The 23,790-nt window shown below is 32.6% G+C and carries 14 protein-coding genes, 2 rRNA genes and 1 pseudogene (1 of these 17 cut by a window edge); 7 read left to right on the top strand and 10 right to left on the bottom strand.

Annotation, left to right across the window (positions count from 1 at the left end; translation table 11 throughout):
* Positions 1-80: 80 nt before the first annotated feature.
* Positions 81-3,392 (bottom strand): DNA-directed RNA polymerase subunit beta, encoded by a 3,312-nt coding sequence (gene rpoB, locus LPC16_RS04370; protein WP_040055162.1) that lies wholly within the window; start codon positions 3,390-3,392, stop codon positions 81-83.
* Between the two features lie 766 nt (positions 3,393-4,158).
* Positions 4,159-4,452 (bottom strand): 30S ribosomal protein S20, encoded by a 294-nt coding sequence (rpsT, locus tag LPC16_RS04365; protein WP_229636945.1) that lies wholly within the window; start codon positions 4,450-4,452, stop codon positions 4,159-4,161.
* Between the two features lie 317 nt (positions 4,453-4,769).
* Between rpsT and LPC16_RS04360 the strand changes: the two genes are divergently transcribed.
* From LPC16_RS04360 to hypB, 3 genes are all read left to right on the top strand, one after another.
* Positions 4,770-5,951 (top strand): NHL repeat-containing protein, encoded by a 1,182-nt coding sequence (locus tag LPC16_RS04360; RefSeq protein WP_040055160.1) that lies wholly within the window; start codon positions 4,770-4,772, stop codon positions 5,949-5,951.
* 298 nt (positions 5,952-6,249) lie between these two features.
* Positions 6,250-6,579, top strand: a complete 330-nt coding sequence (hypA, locus tag LPC16_RS04355; protein ID WP_229636944.1) for a hydrogenase maturation nickel metallochaperone HypA — start codon at positions 6,250-6,252, stop codon at positions 6,577-6,579.
* 6 nt (positions 6,580-6,585) lie between these two features.
* Complete coding sequence (hypB, locus tag LPC16_RS04350) at positions 6,586-7,407, top strand: hydrogenase nickel incorporation protein HypB (RefSeq protein WP_229636943.1); 822 nt, start codon at positions 6,586-6,588, stop codon at positions 7,405-7,407.
* Positions 7,408-7,504: 97 nt separating this feature from the next.
* Here the strand turns inward: hypB and nagA are convergent, their stop codons facing one another.
* Positions 7,505-8,668: an N-acetylglucosamine-6-phosphate deacetylase gene (gene nagA, locus LPC16_RS04345; RefSeq protein ID WP_229636942.1), complete on the bottom strand. Its 1,164-nt coding sequence runs from the start codon at positions 8,666-8,668 to the stop codon at positions 7,505-7,507.
* Positions 8,669-8,902: 234 nt separating this feature from the next.
* Positions 8,903-10,339 carry a hopanoid biosynthesis associated radical SAM protein HpnJ gene (gene hpnJ, locus LPC16_RS04340; RefSeq protein ID WP_229636941.1) on the bottom strand — a complete coding sequence of 479 codons (1,437 nt, stop codon included), beginning with the start codon at positions 10,337-10,339 and terminating at the stop codon, positions 8,903-8,905.
* A gap of 360 nt (positions 10,340-10,699) precedes the next feature.
* On the opposite strand from hpnJ, the gene LPC16_RS04335 reads away from it, so the two are divergent.
* Together LPC16_RS04335 and LPC16_RS04330 are read left to right on the top strand one after the other, a co-directional pair.
* Positions 10,700-11,395 (top strand): aldehyde oxygenase (deformylating), encoded by a 696-nt coding sequence (locus tag LPC16_RS04335; RefSeq protein ID WP_040055155.1) that lies wholly within the window; start codon positions 10,700-10,702, stop codon positions 11,393-11,395.
* A gap of 184 nt (positions 11,396-11,579) precedes the next feature.
* Positions 11,580-12,599, top strand: coding sequence for a long-chain acyl-[acyl-carrier-protein] reductase (locus LPC16_RS04330; RefSeq protein WP_040055154.1), 1,020 nt, complete (start codon positions 11,580-11,582; stop codon positions 12,597-12,599).
* A gap of 153 nt (positions 12,600-12,752) precedes the next feature.
* Here LPC16_RS04330 and LPC16_RS04325 read toward each other — a convergent pair whose 3' ends face one another.
* The 4 genes from LPC16_RS04325 to priA form a co-directional block, all read right to left on the bottom strand.
* Positions 12,753-13,946, bottom strand: a complete 1,194-nt coding sequence (locus tag LPC16_RS04325) for an NAD(P)/FAD-dependent oxidoreductase (protein WP_229636940.1) — start codon at positions 13,944-13,946, stop codon at positions 12,753-12,755.
* 275 nt (positions 13,947-14,221) lie between these two features.
* Positions 14,222-15,322: a tRNA guanosine(34) transglycosylase Tgt gene (gene tgt, locus LPC16_RS04320; RefSeq protein WP_229636939.1), complete on the bottom strand. Its 1,101-nt coding sequence runs from the start codon at positions 15,320-15,322 to the stop codon at positions 14,222-14,224.
* A gap of 1,424 nt (positions 15,323-16,746) precedes the next feature.
* Positions 16,747-18,063 (bottom strand): glutamate-1-semialdehyde 2,1-aminomutase, encoded by a 1,317-nt coding sequence (hemL, locus tag LPC16_RS04315; protein ID WP_229636938.1) that lies wholly within the window; start codon positions 18,061-18,063, stop codon positions 16,747-16,749.
* A 640-nt stretch (positions 18,064-18,703) separates the two neighbouring features.
* Positions 18,704-21,169 carry a primosomal protein N' gene (priA, locus tag LPC16_RS04310; protein WP_229636937.1) on the bottom strand — a complete coding sequence of 822 codons (2,466 nt, stop codon included), beginning with the start codon at positions 21,167-21,169 and terminating at the stop codon, positions 18,704-18,706.
* Positions 21,170-21,367: 198 nt separating this feature from the next.
* Between priA and LPC16_RS04305 the strand changes: the two are divergent.
* Together LPC16_RS04305 and menB are read left to right on the top strand one after the other, a co-directional pair.
* Positions 21,368-21,890: pseudogene (locus tag LPC16_RS04305) on the top strand (sigma-70 domain-containing protein); the annotation flags it as partial.
* Positions 21,891-22,260: 370 nt separating this feature from the next.
* Positions 22,261-23,094: a 1,4-dihydroxy-2-naphthoyl-CoA synthase gene (menB, locus tag LPC16_RS04300; RefSeq protein ID WP_229636936.1), complete on the top strand. Its 834-nt coding sequence runs from the start codon at positions 22,261-22,263 to the stop codon at positions 23,092-23,094.
* Positions 23,095-23,213: 119 nt separating this feature from the next.
* On the opposite strand, the gene rrf is transcribed toward menB, so the two are convergent.
* Positions 23,214-23,331, bottom strand: a 5S ribosomal RNA gene (gene rrf / locus LPC16_RS04295).
* A gap of 50 nt (positions 23,332-23,381) precedes the next feature.
* Positions 23,382-23,790: ribosomal RNA gene (locus LPC16_RS04290) — 23S ribosomal RNA — on the bottom strand; it runs 2,470 nt beyond the window's last position.

Below are 23,790 nucleotides of genomic sequence, written 5' to 3'. Positions count from 1 at the left end.
TTAGTAGTTTATAGTTAATAGTAATTAATAGCCAATAATAAATAATTTTTATTGATATCTATCATTGAAAATTCTTCCGTTTAAACCTCTTCTGCTTCAAGATCCTCTGTAGTTAGTGATTCATAAGTTGGGCGGTTAGGTGAACGGCGTTGACTGTCAACCATTAAATCAACTTCTACATCTCGACTTGTTCCATCATCAGCTGTTTCTACTTTGTGAACAGCAATATCTAGACCTAAAGACTGTAATTCTCTCATCAATACTTTGAATGATTCTGGTGTTCCTGGACGAGGTATAGGCTTTCCTTTAACAATGGCATTTAAGGCCTCATTGCGCCCTTCCATATCATCAGATTTTACTGTTAATAATTCTTGCAAGGTATATGCAGCACCATATGCTTCTAGAGCCCACACTTCCATTTCCCCAAAACGTTGGCCACCTTGTTGAGCCTTTCCTCCAAGAGGTTGCTGAGTGACTAAAGAGTAAGGTCCTGTAGAACGTGCATGAATTTTATCATCAACAAGATGTACTAGCTTTAACATATAGGCTTGACCAACAGTGATGGGACGATCAAACTTTTCTCCAGTACGTCCATCATAGACAGGTATCTTTCCTGGATGAGCATCTTCGTAAACCCAATCTTTTCGAGGCTTCTCAGCTGCTTTAGCTAATAAACCATGAACAGTTTTTCGAGATGACTCTTCACCATACATTTCATCAAAAGGAGTAATCTTAAACCGTACTCCTAAATTTTCTCCAGCCCACCCAAGAAGACATTCGAATACTTGGCCAACATTCATCCTTGATGGAACACCTAAAGGATTTAATACTATATCCATGGGTCGACCATCGGGAAGGTATGGCATGTCTTCAATTGGTAAAATTCTAGAAATAATTCCTTTGTTGCCATGGCGTCCTGCCATTTTATCACCAACTTGAATTTTGCGTTTCTGAGCTACATAGACTCTAACGACTATATTGGCCCCTGGAGGTAACTCATCACCTTGCTCCCTCGTAAATACTCGTACATCTACTACTCTTCCTTTTTCACCATTAGGGACTCTTAGTGAATTATCTCTCACATCTCGTGCTTTTTCTCCAAAGATGGCTCGAAGCAGTTTTTCTTCCGGAGGTTGATCTGATTCTCCTTTTGGAGTCACTTTCCCTACAAGAATATCTCCTGCTTCTACCCATGCTCCAATATGAATGATTCCTTGTTCATCTAAGTTTTTAAGAGAATCTTCTCCAATATTAGGAATTTCTCGAGTAATTTCCTCTGGACCTAATTTTGTTTGGCGAGCTTCTATTTCAAATTTTTCTACATGAATGCTTGTATATATATCGTCGTATACTAAACGCTCACTAATTAAAATAGCATCTTCATAGTTATAGCCTTCCCAAGGCATATAGGCTACTAATATATTTTGACCAAGAGCTAACTCCCCTCCTTCGGTGGCAGAGCCATCTGCTAGAACTTGTCCCGGTACTACATCTTCACCAACATACACTAGTGGCCTCTGATTTAAGCAAGTATCTTGATTAGAACGTTGGTATTTTTGTAAGATATATTGTATCTCCTGGCCAACTTTATCATGATTATCTGGACCAGTTACTTTGACTCGTATTTTATTAGCATCAACATAAGTAACAATACCTTCAGTCCTAGATACAATAACCATTCCAGAGTCTCTGGCTGCTTGAGCTTCTAAACCTGTACCAACAAGAGGGCGCTCTGGTCGTAACAATGGAACTGCTTGTCTCTGCATATTAGATCCCATCAAAGCACGGTTTGCATCATCATGCTCTAAGAAAGGTATCATAGAGGTAGCAACAGAAATAATCTGCACAGGAGAAACAGCCACAAAATCTACTTGATCAGGACTCGTTATAAAAAATTCTTGACGATAACGCGTAGGAACTACACTTCCTATAATATTGCCGTCTGTATCTGTACTAATATCTCCTGGTGCGACTCTAAGATCATCTTCTTCATCAGCAGTAAGATAAACTGGGTCTAGATCTCGTCTAACCCTTCCATTTTCTACTCGGTAATAGGGAGTTTCGATAAATCCATATTGATTAACCCTAGCATATGTTGCTAAAGATCCTATTAAACCAGCATTAGGACCTTCTGGAGTTTCTACAGGACAAATACGTCCATGATGAGAAGGATGAATATCTCTAACGGCAAAACCCGCCCTTTCTCTAGCAAGGCCTCCAGGGCCAAGAGCTGATATACGTCTTTTATGTGTCAATTCAGCTAGTGGATTAGTTTGATCCATAAACTGAGATAATTGAGATGAGCCAAAAAACTCTTTTATTGCAGCTACCAAAGGCTTAGGATTAACTAAAGAGGCAGGTGTTAGGCTATCAGATTCACTAACTGTCATTCGCTCTCTAATAATTCTTTCGAGACGATTTAGGCCAACTCTGACTTGATTTTGGAGAAGTTCTCCAACTGAACGCACTCTACGATTTCCTAAGTGATCAATGTCATCTACTGTTCCAATATCAAACTCCAAGTTTATAAGATAATCTATTGCAGATAGAATATCCTGTTGACGCAAAACACGTATTGTATCTGGAGCATTTAAACGAAGTTTCTTATTAAGCTTATATCTTCCTACCCGACCTAGATCATAACGCTTATTGTCAAAAAATCGAGACTCTAAAAGTTGTTGTCCTCCGCTCACAGTAGGAGGTTCACCAGGCCTTAATTTTCTATACAACTCTAATAAAGCATCCTCTTCCGTAGGATTACCTTCTTTTTCTAGAGTTCTTTGGTAGAATTCAGGGTGACGTAGAGAATCAAATATTTCATTATCACTAAGTCCAATAGCTTTGAGAAGAACTTGAGCTGATAATTTTCGAGTTTTATCTATCCTAACCCATACTAATCCATTTTTATCAGTTTCAAATTTTAACCAAGCTCCCCGGTTAGGAATTAATGAAGCCGAATAAGTACGCCGTCCATTTTTATCAGTTTCTGCTTTATAATATACTCCCGGTGAACGGACTATTTGATTAACAATAACTCGCTCCGCACCATTAATAATGAATGTTCCTCGATCAGTCATTAATGGTAAATCACCAATAAAAACTTCTTGTTCCTTTATTTCTCCTGTCTCTTTATTAATTAAACGGGTAGGAACATACATCTGTACTGAGTAAGTACTATCTCGACGTTTTGCTTCATCAACATCGTGTTTAGGTTCCTTTAATTTATAATCATTTCCTAGGAAATGTAGCTCTAGCTTCCCTGTATAATCAGTAATAGGGGAAAAGCTATTAAGTTCTTCGATTAATCCTTCTTCAAGAAACCAACGAAAACTTAGATGCTGAATTTCGATAAGATCGGGAAGAAGGTTATAGTTATAGATCAAATTATTCATAGGTTGATCAATTGAGCATTATTAAAAATATACTTTCAAAAATTAATTGATAACTGAGATGGTTTACAGGCGTTACGTCGCTTGTTGATTCATACTTACTAAGAAGACATTATGTAATTCAACGATACAATTTACATTTAATTAGGTATACTATATTTTCTTCATTTAGAAGTAAAAATTAATAAGGAATAACCCATTTCAATAAACTGCTTATTGATTGAAATTACCATGGACCTTTCTTGGATGATTCTTTTTTAGAAAATCATATCAATAATTCACTATTCCTTTTAGTAGCCTGACTTCTTGCCAAAATATTTTGAGTATATTTTTAAGTCTTTGAGTTGCATTGCGACAGTAAACACTAAATTTTTTTTAATTCTGTAATCATTATCAAGTTTTTCTTCTTAAGCTTTATATTCCTGTTATTGACTATTGAATCTCTATGAATTTAGTCTTTATCAGAATAAAGCTTAAGAACTTATCACTATATAGCCTATTTGCAAGTTTCTAGAGGGTATAAGCGAATTACAAAAATTAGTTTTTACATAATTAACTATTCATTGAATTTTAATGGAGTTAAGTAAATAACTTTTATTTCTTGCTATAGGTTTTTTGTCTTAGTATTAGCATGAAAATTAGTAAGTCGCGTTAACCTCATCTAGATTAATGTGTTGCCCAAAAATAAATTAATAAGGAATATCTAAAAAAGTACTTTTTAGCTTTAATTTTCACTTATAGTTTTATATCTTAGGAAGCAAAACAAGCTTTATGAATCCGGAGCAATTTTCTGTAAAAATTTTGCCAATCGAGCTTTTTTCCTAGCACCGTTATTACGATGCAAAACACTTCTTTTAACAGCTTTATCAATTTTACTGTAAGCTGCTGACATACTTTTTTCTACTATTGCTTTGTTATCAGTAGTAGGAGATGCAGAATAATTTTCTACTGCTTGGAAGTATTTTTTCATTAAAGTTTTTACAGCTGAACTATAGCTCTTATTACGGAGTCGGTTGCGTTCAGCAATTTGAATACGTTTAGTTGCAGACTTTGAATTAGCCACAGTCTTTGTCCAGAAAAAAATTATTGAGTATAATGATAATTGATTCTATCAGATTCAGCATTATAGCAGAATATACTAAAAGTACGCAATAAATATACAGTTTTATTTTAAAATCTAGAAAAATTCAAGTTATATACGCACTCAATTACACGTGTCTTTTTCTACAGAGAAAAAACTGTTTTGTTTATTATGTTTGCAAATAACAATAAATTTTACTTTCTATCATCGCTTAAGCGTAGTTCCGCAAAAAGAAAACCAATTTATGGTTATTTTATTCTTTACAATAGGATTAGTTTAGAAAATCATTCGTTTAAACAATGGAATTTGTACCACAAGCAAATCAAGCCTCTAATATTACTGATAAAGAAACTTTTTTAGATATATTAAATTCAAAAGGCGCAGAAATTATTCTTGGAGAAACTAAATCTGAAGATTTAGTTTCTTCTATTCATCCTTCTCCTACCACAATGTTTGGTCCAAGAGGAGCTTGTTTATTTTCTGAAGATGGACCATTATGGGTTTGTGATACTGGTCATCATCGTCTATTAGGATGGAAGCATCGTCCTAAAGAAGATGGTCAGGCTGCTGATTGGATTATTGGACAACCAGATTTTTATCATGAAGGTCAAAATGCTAAAAGTCATGTTCAAGCAAACACTTTAAATGTTCCCACAGGTATCTGTAGTTGTGGAGAAGGACTTGTAGTTGCTGATGCATGGAATCATAGAGTTTTGATTTGGAACAAAATGCCTTCAAAAAATAATACTAATGCAGATATTGTTTTAGGACAAAACGACTTTAATCAAAATCAAGCCAATCAAGAAAGTTCTACTACTGCTGCTAACAAGATGCATTGGCCTTATGGTGTTATGTATTTTCAAGATCGTTTATTTGTAGCTGATACAGGTAATCGTAGAGTTCTAGTATGGAACAAGCTTCCGACAGAAAACGGACAACCTGCAGATTATGTTCTTGGACAGTTAAGTATGAATTTAAGAGATGAAAATGGAGGAGAAGATCCCAATTCTAGTAGTTTACGTTGGCCCCATGCTTTAACTATCTGGAATAACAATTTAGTAGTAACTGATGCTGGTAACAATCGGATTATGATTTGGGATGGAATCCCTACTACTAGTAATATCCCATGCAATCTTGTCTTAGGACAAAAAAATTTTAGAGATACTGAATTAAATCAAAGTAATTACTTTCCTTCGTCCAGTACTCTTAGCATGCCATACGGAGTAGCAATAATGAATGAATGGTTAATTTCTGCTGATACTGCGAATTCTCGTCTTTTAGGATGGAAAGATAGACCCACTATGGGACAAGCAGCTCAAGGATTAAACGGGCAATCTGACTTTAAAATTAAAAATGAGAATCGTTTTTACGGAAACTCAAATCGTAATAGTTTAAGCTGGCCTTATGGAATTACTGTTTGTAAAGATACTGCAGTAATTTCTGATTCTGGAAATAATCGTGTTCTTTTGTGGAGAAGTTGAAATAATTTCCACATAATAAACTTAAATAACCATTTATATTGATCCAATAGTTTAAATTTAAAAACTTTCTGTAGAAAACATTTTATTTAGTTATTAATAGAATATTATGCTTATGTTTTGTAAATATAGTTAACTATTAAAAACAACGGAATAATTATTCTATTGTTTTTCATTAACTGCTCTTTGAAAGTAGTAGATTTATTAAAAAAAATCTTAACTTTAATAGTATGCTGAAAACATTTACTGTACACATTAAAAAATACTCTAACAACGATTTAATAGTTAGTAGTTCTTTACTATGCATGAACTAGGAATTACCAGAAATATTGTAGCTATTATTTTAGAGGAAGCAAACGGCAAAAAAGTCAAGCGTGTTACTCTTGAGATAGGTAAACTGTCTGCAATTATCCCAGATTCTATTCATTTTTGCTTTGATATCTGTTGTAAGGAAACTTTATTAGAAGGAGCAGTTTTAGAAATTATTGAGATTCAGGGTATCGGTAAATGTCTCAAATGTAAAACAGAAAGTAAGTTGTCTCAACCTTATGGAAAATGTAATCATTGTGGTAGTTTTGAACTAGAAATTATTCAGGGACAAGAACTAAAAATTAAAGAAATGGAGTTGTAGCAAATTATGTGTATAACATGTGGATGTACTAGTCACAGTAATATTTCACTAACTAGACTTAATACGAGAGAAACAAAAGATATTAGCCATCATAGTCATAAGTCAACCAATGATAGTGTGGTTGATAAGTCTTTTGATAATCATATTAATCACTCTCAATCCATTCAAGCTTCTGAAAGTATAGTTAATTTAGAAAAAAAAATTCTACAAAAAAACAATACGTTTGCAGAACAAAATCGTCTTTTTTTCAGAGAAAATAATATCTGCTCTCTAAACTTGGTGAGTTCTCCGGGTTCAGGTAAAACAACTCTGTTAACTCGTACAATTAATGACTTAAAAAAATATATTTCAATAAGTGTTATTGAAGGAGATCAAGAAACTATCAATGATGCTGAAAAAATTCAAGAAACTGGATGTAAAGTGATTCAGATAAATACTGGGGCAGGCTGTCATCTAGAAGCTTCAATGGTTCAACAAGGTTATGTAGAGTTAGATCCTAAACCTAATTCAATTTTGATGATAGAAAATGTTGGCAATTTAGTTTGTCCTGCTCTATTCGATCTTGGTGAATCAGCTAAAATTGCTATTTTATCTATTACAGAAGGAGAGGATAAACCTCTTAAATATCCCCATATGTTTAGAGAAAGCCAAGTAATGCTACTAACGAAAATTGATCTATTACCTCATCTCAATTTTAATATTGATCAGTGCTTAGAATATGCTAAACAAGTAAATCCTAAACTGGATATCTTCCAGGTTTCATCAGTTACTGGAGAAGGTTTATCGGCTTGGTATAGTTGGCTTAAAAATCATTTTGTATCTCATTAGACTAGAAAACTATATTTTATTTAATTTTTTCTCTATTTAAATTGTTTTAGACATTCCAACTGATCTTAAGTTGTGCTGTTTAGATTTGATATTTAATTTAAACCTCAATCCTTCGCCAACTTAACTGGTTATTTAATTGATCCCAGTACCACTGAATTAAATGTGCTGGTTGTCCAATTGAAATTCCAGGTAAGTTAATAGCCTTTCTGGGTGATTCAGTAGCCAAGGCAATAGCAATTTCAGGAGAACATATTTCCCAATTAACTAAATTTTGAACTCCAACGAATAAAGACAATGTTGTTCCTGCCAAAGTTTTATCAGCAAGCCTTGCTGTTCCTTTTATTACTTCTATTTCTCGATTGTCCCAGGGATAAATTCCGTCTCCTAAGCCAATTGGTGCTAAAGCATCACTTACTAAAAATATGCCTTTATGATATGAGCTGCTTCTTAATAAAAGATCCATCATAGTAGTACAAACATGATGACCATCAGCTATTAAACCACAAGAAACTTTGTTATTTATAATTGCTTCTCCCAATAAACCTGGTTGACGGTGATGTAAAGAAGGCATTGCATTATATGCATGAGTCACCATTGATGCTCCCATAGCGAAAGCTGTTTTTGCTTCTTCTGCATTGGCTTGAGAATGTCCTAAACTGACAATTATTTTTTTTGACAGCAAATATGGAATAACTTTTCGGGTTTTATCTAGTTCAGGAGCTAATGTTATTATTTTAACAACATCTTCGTAACCTTCTAATATTCGCTGTACAGAATCAATAGAAGGTTCAAGAAGATAATGAAATGAATGCGCTCCTTTTTTCTGATAATTTAAAAAAGGGCCTTCTAAATGTACTCCCAATACTTGAGCTGTTTGATTATTCTCTCTATTTTGAATCTCAATAAACTGTTTGATTGTTGATAAAGAATTTTGAATATTTTCAATTGAAGTAGTTACTATTGTTGGTAAAAAGGAATTTACACCTTGTTTCCATAAAAAGTCGCAAATTTCCCTTAACTTTGGAATTTGCGTTTTATCAATATCTGTAAATGATAAGCCTAATGCTCCATTAATTTGTAAGTCAAGACCACCTAAAGACACCCAATCTCCTCGTGCATCATAAACTTTACAAATTTTTATAGAATCAACATCAAGACTTGTATCTACTATGCCTTCAATTATACCTTGCTCATTAATTAAGATTTTTTGCCATTTTTGATATCCAATTATTTTAGCATTAGTAATAATAATATTTTGCATTATGTTTACTCTCGTTTTGCTTTTGAGTATTAGAACGAATTTATGAGCAAAATTAACAGAATCATAGATTATTGATATAGATTAAAGTAACTTAATATTTTTTCTTATAAAAAATATAGTTACTTAATCAATAATAATAAAAAGTCTAGGGTAACTTTAGTTACGTTTAAATCTCACAAAATAAAGTATGGTTACAGTAATCTAAACTTTTGTGAGATTTAAAACTTATTTACATTAACGATTAGCAAGACTTCGAGTATGACGTTCTTTTAAATAAGACATGAATTCTCGTCCTTCTCGCAAACGGCGTACTAACATCTGAGGATTTCCGAGCATTTCTTGAACAATAGGAATAATTGTGCGACGACGAAAATAAAAACGACGGTACATTTTTTCAACGGCATCTTCAATGTCGCTTGATGATAAACCAGGGTAGTGTAAAGTAGACATTTGAATACCAGAAGTAGCAACTAAATCTCCGTTACTAAACCATCCATTATCTTGTGCTTGTTGATATAGTTCTGTTCCTGGATAAGGAGAGGCAATAGATACTTGAATAGTATGGGGACTTACTTCACATGCAAAACGTATAGTCTCTTCAATAGTCTCTTTTGTTTCGTTTGGTAATCCGATAATAAAAGCTCCATGCACTTTGATCCCTAATTTAGTGCAATTTGCCATAAATTTACGAGCTACTTCTAGTTTAATTCCTTTCTTTACACCATCAAGAACTTTTTGATTACCAGATTCGAAACCTACTAATAACAATCTTAATCCGTTATTACGTAAAGTCTTAAGAGTTTCGTAATCTAAATTAGCACGTGCATTACAACTCCAGGTCAAATTCAGTTTCTTTAGGTGTTCGCTAATGGCAATAACACGTTTCTTATCAATAGTAAAAGTATCATCATCAAAAAAGTATTCTTGTACAGAATTTCCCCAAATCGACTTGGCTAAAGCCATCTCTTGTCCAACAACATTAGGACTTTTGGCTCGATAATCATGACCTCCAATAGTTTGTGGCCATAGACAAAAAGTACACTTAGCAGGACAACCTCTTCCTGTATATAAAGAGACGTATGGATGAAGTAAATAGCCAATAAAGTATTTACGAAAATCAAGATCTTTTTGATACACAGGGAAAACACTTGGCATTGAATCCCAATCTTGGACGAGTGGTCGTTCGTCAGTGTGCTTTATGTTGTTGAATTTATCTCGATAGCTCAGCCCCTTAATTGTATCGTAAGGTTTTCCTTCGGCCAATTCTTTACAAGTGTAATCAAATTCAGTACGACAGACAAAATCTAGGACAGGATTCTCCTCTAGTGTTTGAGTTGGTAGTACTGCCGCATGTGCTCCCAATAGCCCTATCTCAGTTGTAGGATTTTGTTTTTTAATAGCTTCAGCACACTTTACATCATTTGGTAAAGTCGGAGTACTAGTGTACATAATAACAAGTTCATAGTCTTTGGCAATACTAAGAACATCTTCTACTGTTTGATAATGAGCTGCTGCATCAACTAGTTTACTGCCTGGAACCAAAGCTGCTGGTTGTGCCAGCCATGTAGGATACCAAAAAGAAGTGATTTCTCTCTTTGCTTGATATCTTGATCCTGCACCTCCATCAAATCCATCAAATGAGGGCGGACTTAAAAATAAAGTTTTTTTCATAATACTTCCTCACACTATCATTGAAACGATCATCATCTAATCTAACAGTCTTAGTAGTAATTAAGGCTTAAAGGTTCCTTAAAAACTTCTACTAAAACATAAAGCTATAGATATCATAAACAGGTATGTAATAGTTACACTGAATATTTAAGCTAAATATGAATACAAAGAAATAGAATCTAAATTATATTAAATAGTTTAATAATTTATTTTCCCTTATTTTAAATTTATACACTAGAATTGAACTTATATTATTGTGTAATAGCCAAGTTGGACTTAATAACCAAAGTCCTTTATTTTATTAGAGACATCATTTTCAACATTAACTCAGTTGATAAACTACAGGAGATAAATTAGCTTATGCAAGAGCTTGCTTTACGATCAGAACTTGACTTTAATAACGAGACTTATAAAGATGCGTATAGCCGCATCAATGCCATTGTTATTGAAGGAGAACAAGAAGCTTATCAAAACTACCTTGACATGGTACATATGCTACCAGAAAACAAAGATGAACTAGTTCGCCTTTCAAAAATGGAAAATCGTCATAAAACAGGCTTCCAAGCTTGTGGTAAGAATTTAAATGTTGTTCCTGATATGCAATATGCTAAGGAATTCTTTTCTCAACTTCATGAAAATTTTCAAATAGCGAAGAATGAAAAAAAGGTTGTCACTTGTTTATTGATTCAAGCTTTGATTATCGAAGCTTTTGCGATCGCTGCTTATAACATTTATATTCCTGTAGCAGATCCCTTCGCTCGTAAAATCACTGAAAATGTTGTTAAAGATGAATATAAACATCTAAATTTTGGTGAAGTCTGGTTGGGGAAAAATTTTGAATCATCTAAATTGGAACTAGAAGAAGCAAATAAAACAAATTTACCCATTGTCTGGAGGATGCTAAATGAAGTTGAACAGGATGCCAGCGTACTAGGAATGGAAAAAGAAGCACTGGTTGAAGACTTTATGATTAGTTATGGAGAAGCATTAGGAAATATTGGTTTCTCTACTCGCGAAATAATGAGAATGTCTTCTCATGGTTTACGTACCTCTTAAATATTCAAACGTTTAAAATTATCTTAGATATATAAGGGTCTAATAATAATTATGATGTTTAGGCCCTTTTCGCTTTTTCTGATAAAACTGATCAATAATTAAGTATTAAGTTAAGCTTATTGAGAGCTTTAACTTTTTCTATGATTTAGTTTCTTCTCTGCTTAATTATCCTATAAAGTAATCAATGTTTGGTCTGATAGGTCATCTCACAAATTTAGAACACGCTCAATCCGTTGCCGGTACACTTGGCTACACTGAATACGGTAATCAAGGGCTGGATTTTTGGTGTTCTGCCCCACCATTAGTCGTTGATCATTTCCAAGTTACTAGTATTACAGGACAGGTCATAGAGGGAAAATATTTTGAGTCTTGCTTTTTACCGGAAATGCTTGTTAATCGACGTATTAAGGCAGCAATTCGTAAAATATTAAATGCTATGGCCTTAGCCCAAAAAAATAACGTAAATATAACAGCATTAGGAGGATTTTCTTCAATTATTTTTGAAGAATTTAATCTTAAAAATAATAAACAGGTACGTAATATATCTCTAGAATTTAATAATTTCACAACAGGTAATACCCATACGGCTTATATTATTTGTCGTCAAGTAGAACAAGCTTCTATAAATTTAGGAATTGATTTGTCTAAATCAACAGTGGCAGTTTGTGGTGCGACAGGAGATATAGGTAGTGCTGTTTGTCGCTGGTTAAATGATACAACCGATGTCCAGGAACTGCTGTTAATTGCTCGCAACCAAGAAAGATTACAAAAGTTGCGTGATGAATTAAATCGAGGACAGATTCTAGGTTTAGAAGAAGCCTTACCTAAAGCCGATATTATTGTCTGGGTAGCAAGTATGCCGAAAGGAGTAAAAATCAACGCTGAGGTTCTCAAAAAGCCTTGTTTAGTAATTGATGGAGGTTACCCTAAAAACTTAGGAACACAAATTCAGCATCCTGATATTCATGTTCTAAAAGGAGGAATAGTCGAGCACTCTTTAGATATTGATTGGAAAATAATGGATATTGTTAATATGGATATTCCTTCTCGTCAAATGTTTGCCTGCTTTGCAGAAGCAGTATTGCTTGAGTTTGAGCAATGGCATACTAGCTTCTCTTGGGGACGTAATCAAATTACTGTGTCTAAGATGAAGCAAATTGGAGAAGCGTCTATTAAACATGGCTTTAGTCCACTACTTAAATAAAATGATTAGTGATGTTTTAATTGAAATTAAAGCATCACTAATCATTTTATTTATTTCATCTTAAGCAATAAAACTAAAGTATTATTGAGATAACTTAAATAATATTTAAGTTTTATTGCTTAAAATTAGATAGTTAATAACATCTTAATTTAATTAATATGACAATATTTTAAACAATGGTTTTACTATAGAATTTATTCCTACAATTAGTTGGTGTTTCTGAGTAGGTAAGCGATACAAATAAACTAAACGTCTTGCAATATAAGCTAACGGGCCATCTAGCTTAATTCCGAAGGAAAATAATGCAGCATTATTATTACCTAGTACAATCATTTCTCCCAATGGCTGATAAGAAAAATTTAAAAGACAATTTTTTGTAATTGATGCCCAAATATTCCAAGCACAATAATCTGCTTGTTGAAATGCAGTTTGAGCTGTTGGATATAATTTGTTGTCTGAATTATTTTGATATTCTGCAATATCACCAATTGCAAAAATCTCAGGATGATTAATTACTTGTAATTTAGAGTTAATTACTAATGATCCTCTCGAGTTTTTGGGTAATAGTAATTTATTAACAATTTCTAAACTTTTAGTCCCTATAGTCCAAATTACTAAATCTACAGGAATAGTCTTACTTTTATCTTTATGTAGTAGACATAAGTTTTTATTGGAAACTTGAGTAACTTCCGTTTTTAAATTAACAAAGATATGACGAGACTTTAGCGCTTTACCTGCAACATTTTGACTAAAAGAGGAGTAGTCTTTTAAGATATTTTTATTTTTTTCTATTAAGCGAATTCTAGCTTTTTCTCCTAGGAGATCTGCTAATTTACAGGCTATTTCTACCCCACTGCTTCCACCACCAACAATGGCTATATGGATTTTTTCAGTTTGTTTTCTTTCCAAGGAAAGTAAATGCTCTTTAATGCGATGAACATCATTGAGTGTTCGAAATGGAATAGAATTCTGTTTAGCTCCATTGCAACTATCTAAAGAGGGACCTACCCCCATAGCAAGCACAAGCTTATCATAATGTAAATTATTTTTATTTTCTAATTGAATGATTTGTTTCTTTGTATCAATATTGGTTACCAACCCTTGTTTAAAAAGAATGTTTGTACGTACCAATAACTTTCTAAAAGACGGAGTTATCTCCCACTCTTCAATTTCATCAGTTATTAATTCATAAAGAAGTGGAGTAAATAAAAAATAATTATTTTTATCAATTAAGGTTATTGTCGGACATTCATCTTCTTCCAAAAATAATTTGGAAAGGCGTAAAGCCGTATAAAGACCACCAAAACCTCCTCCAACAATACAAATGCGTAATACTTCTTTTTTCATAAAGATTACATTAATAACGAATTTTAACTATAGAAATAGTTTTTAATAGTGGTAGATATAATTATATCAGTTAAAGTTTGAATATTTTTTCTATAAAGGTTTAAAAAATATAAATACTACACTTTAAAAATGATTATATGAAATACTGAAAGATTAGAAATCCAAATAAATAGAATTTAAATGCTACTTTCTACCGATATTCTAATTATTTTCAGAAGGCTTAATTTTTTCTATATTTTAAGAAATAGTTAAGTAATTTTGATAATTAGATAAAATCAAGTTAACCAGAATTTAAAGTCTTCAATGAAAGAATTATTTAAGATAGATTTTCGAATATTTTGAGTAAATTTAACAAGCTCAGTAATATTATGTAACGACAAAAGAGTATAACCTAGTACTTCTTGTGATCTTATTAAATGATTTAAGTATGCTCTTGTAAAATTTTGGCATGTATAACAAGTACATTCTTCATCAAGAGGCATAAAATCTTCTCGGAATTTAGAATTTTTAAGATTCCAGCGTTCTCCAGCAACTAATGCTGTTCCATGGCGACCAAAACGTGTAGGGATGACACAATCAAATAAGTCTATCCCAGAAGCAATTGCCATAGCTATCTCTTTATATGTACCTACTCCCATAAGGTAACGAGGCTTATTTTCAGGAAGTAGCGGGGCAGAAAATTGTACAATATCTTGAATTAAAGAAGGTTCTTCTCCAACACTAACTCCACCAATGGCATAACCTGGTAAATTTAATTCAATTAGCGATGATATGGCTTTGAGTCTTAGTTTAGGATAAGTCCCTCCTTGAACAATACCAAATAAAGCTTGTTCTTTTGTTCTACTATGAGCTTCTATACATCTTTTTAACCAACGGTAAGTACGATTAGTTGCAGCTTCAACAGTTTGATAGTTAGCACTACCTGGAGGACATTCATCAAAAGCCATAATAACATCTGCTCCTAACGCATTTTGAATATTAATTGATTTTTCTGGTGTTAATTTAATTATACGACCATCCTTTGGAGAACGAAATGTTACTCCCAATTCAGAAATTTCTCTAAGTTTACTGAGACTAAAGACTTGAAAACCTCCAGAATCAGTTAAGATTGGACCATTCCAATGCATAAACTTATGTAATCCACCTGCTTTTTCTATTATGTTTTCGCCTGGTTGCAAATGAAGATGATAAGTGTTAGCTAAAATCATTTGTACCTCTGTAGTTTCTAACTGCGCAGGTGTAATTCCCTTTACCGCAGCTATTGTTCCTACTGGCATGAATCTAGGAGTTTCTACTATTCCATGAGGAGTAGAATAAACTCCTACTCTAGCTTGAGTGTTACAACATTTTTTTTGTAGTTGGAAAGAAAATTTCACAATGATTATGATAAAAATATATTTATTTAATTTTATACAAAAACTCTATGCTACAAAAATATTATTTACGTAACAACTTTTTTGAAATTCAATATAGTATTTGTCTTGTGTTAATTAATTGTCAGTATCATATAATATATATGATACTGACAATTAATTAATAAATTTGATTTAAGCTTAACTATTTTGCCATAGTAAACAATGTCTTTTTTTACTTAAAACTAACTTAACTGTACCTAATTATCTATTTTCCACTTAATAGTAAAAGTTAATTTTCTTTGTTCATAATATAAATTATGTAATTTTATTTTTAGTTGTGTTGTGTGTTTCCAAAATTACTGAAAAAATTCCTAGAATTAGTGAATACCTAAGGGAAGAAGCAACTACTGATTCTTAAGGGTTGAAAAGATGATAAAAGATACTTTAAGAAGTAAGCAAGAAATAGCAATACTTGATTAAAAAATATTATCTTAATATCACAACCGATATTCCTATTTACCATTTAAAGATCTGCATAGATATTAATTACAATTTATGCAACCATAGTATATCTGCTAGTGTATGAGATTGCTTATTTTGATCTGGTCAATGTAATGATTATGAGCAAAGACTACATCTTCTATTAGATAATGTTCTTGTAGTATATCTTCATGCTAGAGATGTCAATATAGTTAGAAAGTAAGAAATTAAGGTTCAGAATAGTTATTCTTATCAGAGACACGTATTGGAACGCTAAAGTTTAGCGAAAATATAATATGATTGGATTAATATTTCTAGTCAATCTAATAATTATTGTTTAATATTGGATCCTATTCAAGTAGCGAAGGATAAATTAAAATTAATCAATATTCTATTAATCGTCTAGATTGCCTCTCCACGTAGTATTACAAATAAATTTTCTAAAGCTACACAACTGTATATTGGATAATCTTAATTGTATTAATTCTTTGAAAAAACACACTTCTCAGTAAGTTATTGAAAATTTAATACTATTTAATTAAGCACCAAAAATAATTTTGCTTCAAGTTAATAAAAGTTTCGATCATCTAATGACTTTCACTGAGAACTAATAATTTATGAGAGTAAATGTAGTTTTTTTATTCTAAACTAAAAAGACAAATGGTTCAATCTAGAATCTAAAATATAAGAACTTTTTATAAAGAAAGAAGAAAATTTAATAGTACCGTTTAAATCTAGACTTATGATTTACTATTAGTAACCTTTTTATTGCTTAATTTTAATTTACTATGGCCTAAACTAGATTTTGTTCATCAGCTTATATTTTAAATTAATGTAAATAAGAAATAAAGAGAGTTTAGTTATTAAGTTTTACGAATTTCTTAATTGAATTTTTTATTAAATATCATAGCAAAGTCCAGTATTTCTATATTGGACTTTGCAAGATTTAAACTGTTTATATTTATTTATAAAATTGATAACACATCGCTAGCTATTGCTAGAGTTTCTTCGACATCTTGAGAAGTATGAGCTAAAGACATAAATCCAGCTTCAAATTGAGAAGGCGCAAGATAAACGCCTTTTTCTAACATACCTCTATGAAAACGACTAAACTTGTTTAGATCAGATTTTTTTGCATCATCATAATTATGTACCGGTCCTTCGGTAAAAAATAGTCCAAACATGGCTCCAGAGTAGCTACCACAAACAGAATGTCCTTTATCTTTGGCTATTTTTAGCAGTCCCTGGCTTAATTGTTTTGTTAATTCTTCCAATTTTGTGTAGGTTTCTGGTCCTTGTAATATTTCTAAGGTTTTAATTCCAGCTGTCATAGCTAGTGGGTTACCAGATAGAGTACCTGCTTGATACATTGGCCCAGCAGGAGCAACCATGGACATGATGTCTGCACGCCCTCCATAGGCTCCTACAGGTAATCCTCCACCTATCACTTTACCCAATGTTGTTAAATCAGGAGTTACTCCTAATTTTTGCTGAGCCCCTCCATAGGAAATACGAAAACCTGTCATTACTTCATCAAATGTTAATAATGCATGATTAACTTTAGTTAATTCTCGCAATCCTTCTAAAAATCCTGGATTCGGTCTAATAAACCCTGAGTTTCCGACTACTGGTTCAAGAATTATTCCAGCTATATCGTTAGGATTTTCTGCAAATAAAGTTTTTACTGCTTCTAAGTCGTTATAAGGTGCAGTTAATGTACTAGCAGTAGTACTTTTAGGTACTCCTGGTGAATCGGGAAGACCTAAAGTCGCTACCCCAGAGCCAGCTTTAACCAAAAACATATCAGCATGACCATGATAACAGCCCTCAAATTTTATAATTTTTTCTCGACCAGTAAATGCTCGCATTAGGCGCAATACTGACATGCAGGCTTCAGTTCCAGAATTAACAAAACGAACCATCTCAATACTTGGAACAGCTTTAATAACCATTTCTGCTAATATATTTTCTAACAAAGATGGGGCTCCAAAACTTGTTCCCTTTTCTAAGGCTTTATTCAATGAATTTATTACTTCTGGATGAGCATGACCACAGATAGCAGGTCCCCAAGTTCCTACATAATCAATATATTGATTCCCATCTACATCCCAAGCATAAGCTCCTTTAACACGATCAAAAACAATAGGTTGTCCATTAACAGACTTAAATGCTCTTACAGGAGAGCTAACTCCACCTGGCATTAACTTTTGTGCAGCAGAAAAAATTTCTTCAGATTTCTCGGTGATTAATGGTGTATTTTTATTCAAAATTGATCTCCACATTATGTAAAATATTTATAATATAAAGCTTATATCAAGTAATATCTTTTTTAATTCTGATAATAAGGCTTTACAATCATTAGTAATAATAACTAGAAATATTTTACTTAATTCTCTGCAAAAAGATAGAAGTAACTGCTATAAATATTGTTAAGCAGAAGATTTTATCTTTTCATAATGTAAAAATATTTATTTTGCTCAAGTATGTATTATCATATCTTAAAATAAAATAATTCTATCCAAAAGATACTTTTGATGATTAAAATTAAATGCAGTTACAACTTAATATTTCATTTCATTATGGTAAATGATTCTATCATAAGTAGTAATTTAAAAAATATGGCAGGAGATACATTAATGTATTATTTGTAAAGTATCTACAACTTTTGTCATATTAATAATAGTTTTATCTCTACTTTTTGATTGTTCACTTAACTACAATATTTTTACTATTTGATTGATATTAGAATTATTAAGAAATAAAATATTTTTCCTTTAGAATTCTTCAAAAATTTATTTACTTGTATATATTTAGTAGTTATTTTTTTTAAAGTTTTTACTAATTTAGTATAATAAAATGTTGTCTATTTTTAATTCTAGGAGTAGGAAGAATCTTTCGTATTAATCTAAAAGTATAGCAAAGCTAACTAATATATATTGGGTCAATATCAATTTTAAGTTTAACTGATGATGGACATATCTTATACCAAGCTTTAATTTCGGAAGTAGTTGTTTGTAAATGTGATTTAAATTTAAGTAATATTTGCCATCGATAACGTTTTTCTAACTTTGTTATATTAGCAGGTGCAGGACCTAAAATTTCACAATCTAAACTAATGTTCTTTGCTAAAAAATTAGCAAAAATTTCAGCTGTTTTCTCAACTTCCATAGCGTTTAAACTACTTAACTGAATCAATATTAAATGTCCATAAGGGGGAAGATTTAGTTCTTTTCTTCGAATCAATTCTTTATGTACAAAAGATTCATAATTATGTTCTTTGACTGTTTGAATAACAGTATTCTCAGGAACATAAGTTTGTATAATTACCTGTCCAGGTTCTTTCCCCCTCCCGGCTCTTCCTGATACTTGTATTAATGTCTGAAAAGCTCTTTCTGAAGCATAATAATCCGATAGATATAACAATCCATCTGCAGATATAACACCTACTAAAGTGACTTTCTCTACATCTAGCCCTTTCGTTAGCATTTGTGTTCCTACTAAAACATCAACTTTACCTTGAGAAAACTTATTCAACAAACTACGGTAAGAGTCCTTATAACGAGTAGTATCACTATCAAATCTCAAAAAACTTAGCTCAGGAAATTCTTTGTTTAAAGCTTCTGTCACTTTTTGAGTTCCATTCCCAAAAAACTTAAAATATGGAGATTTACATTCAGGGCATTTTATGGGCTGAGTTCTTGAACTGTTACAGTAATGACACTTCAATACTCCATGAGAGTTACTATCATAATGATAGACAAGTGAAACATCACAATTCGGGCACTTTATAACATAGCCACAACTTCTACACGATACAAATGTACTGTGTCCTCTACGACCAATAAAAAGAATTGCTTGATGTTGTTGTTTCTTTAAATTGTTTAATGATTTTTGCAAGGAACGACTAAAAATTGATTTATTTCCTTGCTTTAACTCATTTCTCATATCAATAATTTCAATTGATGGTAGTGGTCTTAGGTTGACTCTCTCTGGTAAAGATAAATAGTATGAATTAGAAGATGGTAGCTTGGAATAATGAACAGAAACCCATGACTCTAGGGAAGGTGTTGCTGAACCCAGAATGATCGGACAATTTTCTAAAATCCCTCTCATTTTAGCTACTTTTCTTGCATGATAGGTTGGAGCAATTTGTGTTTGCTTAAAACTAGAATCATGTTCTTCATCTAAAATTATTAATCCTAAATTGGGTAAAGGAGCAAAGACTGCTGATCTAGTACCAATAACTATCTGAGGCTTTTCACTTAACATCTGCCGCCAAGTATCATATCTTTCTCCATCAGATAAGTTACTATGATAAACAGAAACAAGAACACCAAATCTTCCTTGAAAGCTATCCATCAGCTGAGGAGTTAAACCAATCTCAGGTACTAAAACTAATGCAGATTTTCCTTTATCTAACAATGTAGAGATTGCCTGCATATAAACCTCAGTTTTACCCGAGCCAGTTACTCCATGCAACAGTACTTCGGCATATTTTTGCAAGCTATTAATAACATTTAAAGCTTTAGATTGGTTTGTTGTTAGAGTCTTTGCCAGTCTTATTTTTTCAACTTTTTGTTTTGATAATCTTAGTTTTTCTCTATACTCAGTATATAGATATTTTTTCTTTTCCAAAGCCTGAACTACTGAACAACTAACTTGACTCCAAGTCAATAGTTCAGTTAGTGGCATACTACCGTTGTTAAGCTGTAAAGCCTCTAAAACTGCTAACTGTTTTACAGTTAAATTACTAGAATTATTATTTTTTAATTGTATTACTAATTTTTGCTGCTTGACTTGAGAATTCTTAGGCATTTCTAGGTAATCCTCTATCCAGTTTCGATTTTTTAAAACTTTAATTCCTTTGTAATAATCCTTAATCTTGTTTTGCAGATATTTAACACTATAGCTTTTGCTTTTTTCTTTCTGAAGTAAATTTAAAATTTTGATACTAGAATCAGGAAGATCTCCGTCTTCTTGATTTACTATTTTTGTTACTAAACGAATTCTTCTTTGTGACTTTCCTAAAAGTCTTGGAGGTAGAGCTGCTTTAATAACATTAACTAAATCTGTATGATAGTATTGAGCAACCTGATTTAGCATTTTCCAATATTTCTCAGAAAAAACACTCGTTGTAATTACATCATTGACATATTTAATCTTTTTGTAGTCAATATTATGAGGAAAAGAATCAACATAATTCAGGACAATACCTCCTATAACTCTTGCTTTAAAAGGAACATTTACAATATCGCCAGGTTTTATTAATAAATTTACAGGAACACCATAAGTGTATGGTTTTTCTAATCCTGGACAATCAACTAAAACTTCAACCAGTTGAAAATTCGATTGATCAGATTTAGTAAAATATTTTTGTTTAGGAAGCATTAACTTTTTCAACAGTATTAATATATATTACTGAAGTTTAAGAAAATATCAATTCTTCTTCAACTTTAAAAGAGACTTATAAGATTCTTTTCATAAATCTTTTTTATCATTAATATCAGCATTCATAATAAATGAAAATTTTAAGACAAGAAGGTTTATTGCCTTTTAAATACCATAGTGATTTTTCTAAAAGGAAATAGAACTCTTGCTAACGATGCTAGAATAATTCGCTTGCCTATACATGTTACGGAAAAATTAAATAAATTAAAAAAGGTTCAGAGAGTTCTTAAACAAGAATTACAGCGTAATCCCAATGAGAAGGAATTAGCTGATAAATTAGAGGTTACTTCTATTCAATTGCGTCAATGATTACAATTACGTAGCCAATCTTTATCTGTAAACCATAGAGTCGGAAGAGATAAAGACACTGAATTAGCAGAATTATTAAAAGATCAGAATTTACAACTTCCAGAAGAACTTATGAACGGGGGAGTTTTAAAACATGAAGTGTCAACCGTTTTAAGTGATGTTTTAACACGGAGAGAGAGATGTGATCGCTTTAAGTTATTATGGATTATGTGCTTCTCAAGCATATACATTAGAAGAAGAAGTAGGAATTTTTAGTTTATCGTGTGAAAGGATGCGTCAGATTCAAAGCAAAGCTATGAGAAAATTACGTCGTCCTCAAGTGACTCGTCGTCTTAAAGAATGGCTATATTAATATTAACTATTCTTTAAAATTAATTAGTAACATCTAACAAGAAAGAGTTCTACTCTATACGCTGTACATGAGATAGATTTACAAATCTAATTATAAACTTTGATCTTAAACACTATTTATTTAACTTGATTATTAATTGAATGCTAGATTTTCAATTATTTGGTTAAAAAATAAGAGTTGTAAGTATTTCTAGAGAATTCTATGTTAGAAGTTTGATTTTCAGATAAATATTAATCTATATATAATAACTAATTACTTATCTAAAAAAGGTACTTATCATATTATTGAGTAAAGTTTACATAAATTAGGACAGAAATATCGTGACTTGTAGTATTGTTTATATACTGTAAAAATATGTCGACTCTAACTAATGGAAATTGCATGGGAAAGTGTAAAAATTTACGACGACATACTCTATCATAAATTTAAAGGCATTGCCAGAATAACTATTAATCGCCCTCATAAACGTAATGCTTTTCGTCCGAAGACCGTTTTTGAATTATACGATGCTTTTTGTAATGCCCGTGAAGATAATACTATCGGTGTGATTTTACTGACGGGAAAATCCCCTCATATAGATGGTAAATATGCTTTTTGCTCAGGTGGAGATCAAAGTGTCAGAGGAAACGCAGGTTATATAGATAATGAAGGAATTCCTCGTTTAAATGTTCTTGACTTGCAAAAGTTAATTCGTTCTTTACCGAAAGTTGTTATTGCTTTAGTAGCTGGTTATGCAATTGGAGGAGGAAATGTACTTCAATTATTGTGTGACTTAACAATTGCGGCGGACAATGCAATTTTTGGGCAAACAGGACCAAAAGTTGGGAGCTTTGATGGTGGTTTTGGAGCCAGTTATTTGTCTCGAGTAGTTGGCCAGAAAAAAGCTAGAGAGATTTGGTTTCTTTGTCGTCAATACAATGCAGAACAAGCTCTAAAAATGGGTTTGGTTAATTGTGTAGTACCGATAGAAAGACTGGAAGAAGAAGGAATGCAGTGGTCTATGGAAATATTGGAAAAAAGTCCTATAGCTATTCGCTGTCTAAAATCGGCATTTAATGCTGACTGTGATGGACAGTCTGGTTTACAAGAATTAGCAGGTAATGCAACCCTTCTATATTATATGACGGAAGAAGGTAGTGAAGGGAAAAAAGCATTTTTAGAAAAACGTACTCCGAACTTTAGTCAATATCCCTGGTTACCGTAGGTATTTTGTGATTTAAGAGTGGTCTAATAAAATTATTTTACTTTTTCATACACATACTATACACGCTAAAAGCCCCCCTTTTTAATAATAAAAAGGGGGGCTTTTAGTTGAAATATTGATTCTGGCATCGAACTATTGTTCCAGTGGGCTACCCCAAAAGTATCGTCGCCGCTGCCATGTTTAACTACCGAGTTCGGGATGGGATCGGAGTGGGTCCATGGCGCTAAAGACACCAGAAAGTATTTAACATATACCCTCAAGACTGCAGTTAACAAATCAACATTGAAAAGGTCAAGCCCTCGGTCTGTTAGTACACCTTGGCTCCATCCATTGCTGGACTTCCACCTAGTGCCTATTAACGGGTAGTCTTCCCGTGACCTTACCAGGTTAACCCTGTGAGAGCACTCATCTTGAGGTGGGCTTCCCCCTTAGATGCTTTCAGCGGTTATCCACTCCGCACTTGGCTACCCTGCGTTTACCGTTGGCACGATAACAGGTACACCAGCGGTGCGTCCTTCCCGGTCCTCTCGTACTAAGGAAGGCTCCTCTCAATGCTCTTGCGCCTACACCGGATATGGACCGAACTGTCTCACGACGTTCTGAACCCAGCTCACGTACCGCTTTAATGGGCGAACAGCCCAACCCTTGGGACCTACTACAGCCCCAGGTTGCGATGAGCCGACATCGAGGTGCCAA

The organism is cyanobacterium endosymbiont of Braarudosphaera bigelowii (genome assembly GCF_020885515.1).
GTDB lineage: Bacteria > Cyanobacteriota > Cyanobacteriia > Cyanobacteriales > Microcystaceae > Atelocyanobacterium > Atelocyanobacterium thalassa_A.
The sequence above is the reverse complement of the archived record's forward strand: the minus strand, read 5'-3'. Positions and strand labels throughout refer to the sequence as shown.

Bases quoted from the DNA above. Each gene is read 5' to 3' on its own strand.
- rpoB (WP_040055162.1), bottom strand. From the start codon at position 3,392: ATGAATAATTTGATCTATAACTATAACCTTCTTCCCGATCTTATCGAA.
- LPC16_RS04360 (WP_040055160.1), top strand. From the start codon at position 4,770: ATGGAATTTGTACCACAAGCAAATCAAGCCTCTAATATTACTGATAAA.
- hypA (WP_229636944.1), top strand. From the start codon at position 6,250: ATGCATGAACTAGGAATTACCAGAAATATTGTAGCTATTATTTTAGAG.
- hypB (WP_229636943.1), top strand. From the start codon at position 6,586: ATGTGTATAACATGTGGATGTACTAGTCACAGTAATATTTCACTAACT.
- nagA (WP_229636942.1), bottom strand. From the start codon at position 8,668: ATGCAAAATATTATTATTACTAATGCTAAAATAATTGGATATCAAAAA.
- hpnJ (WP_229636941.1), bottom strand. From the start codon at position 10,339: ATGAAAAAAACTTTATTTTTAAGTCCGCCCTCATTTGATGGATTTGAT.
- LPC16_RS04335 (WP_040055155.1), top strand. From the start codon at position 10,700: ATGCAAGAGCTTGCTTTACGATCAGAACTTGACTTTAATAACGAGACT.
- LPC16_RS04330 (WP_040055154.1), top strand. From the start codon at position 11,580: ATGTTTGGTCTGATAGGTCATCTCACAAATTTAGAACACGCTCAATCC.
- LPC16_RS04325 (WP_229636940.1), bottom strand. From the start codon at position 13,946: ATGAAAAAAGAAGTATTACGCATTTGTATTGTTGGAGGAGGTTTTGGT.
- hemL (WP_229636938.1), bottom strand. From the start codon at position 18,063: ATGTGGAGATCAATTTTGAATAAAAATACACCATTAATCACCGAGAAA.
- priA (WP_229636937.1), bottom strand. From the start codon at position 21,169: ATGCTTCCTAAACAAAAATATTTTACTAAATCTGATCAATCGAATTTT.
- menB (WP_229636936.1), top strand. From the start codon at position 22,261: ATGGAAATTGCATGGGAAAGTGTAAAAATTTACGACGACATACTCTAT.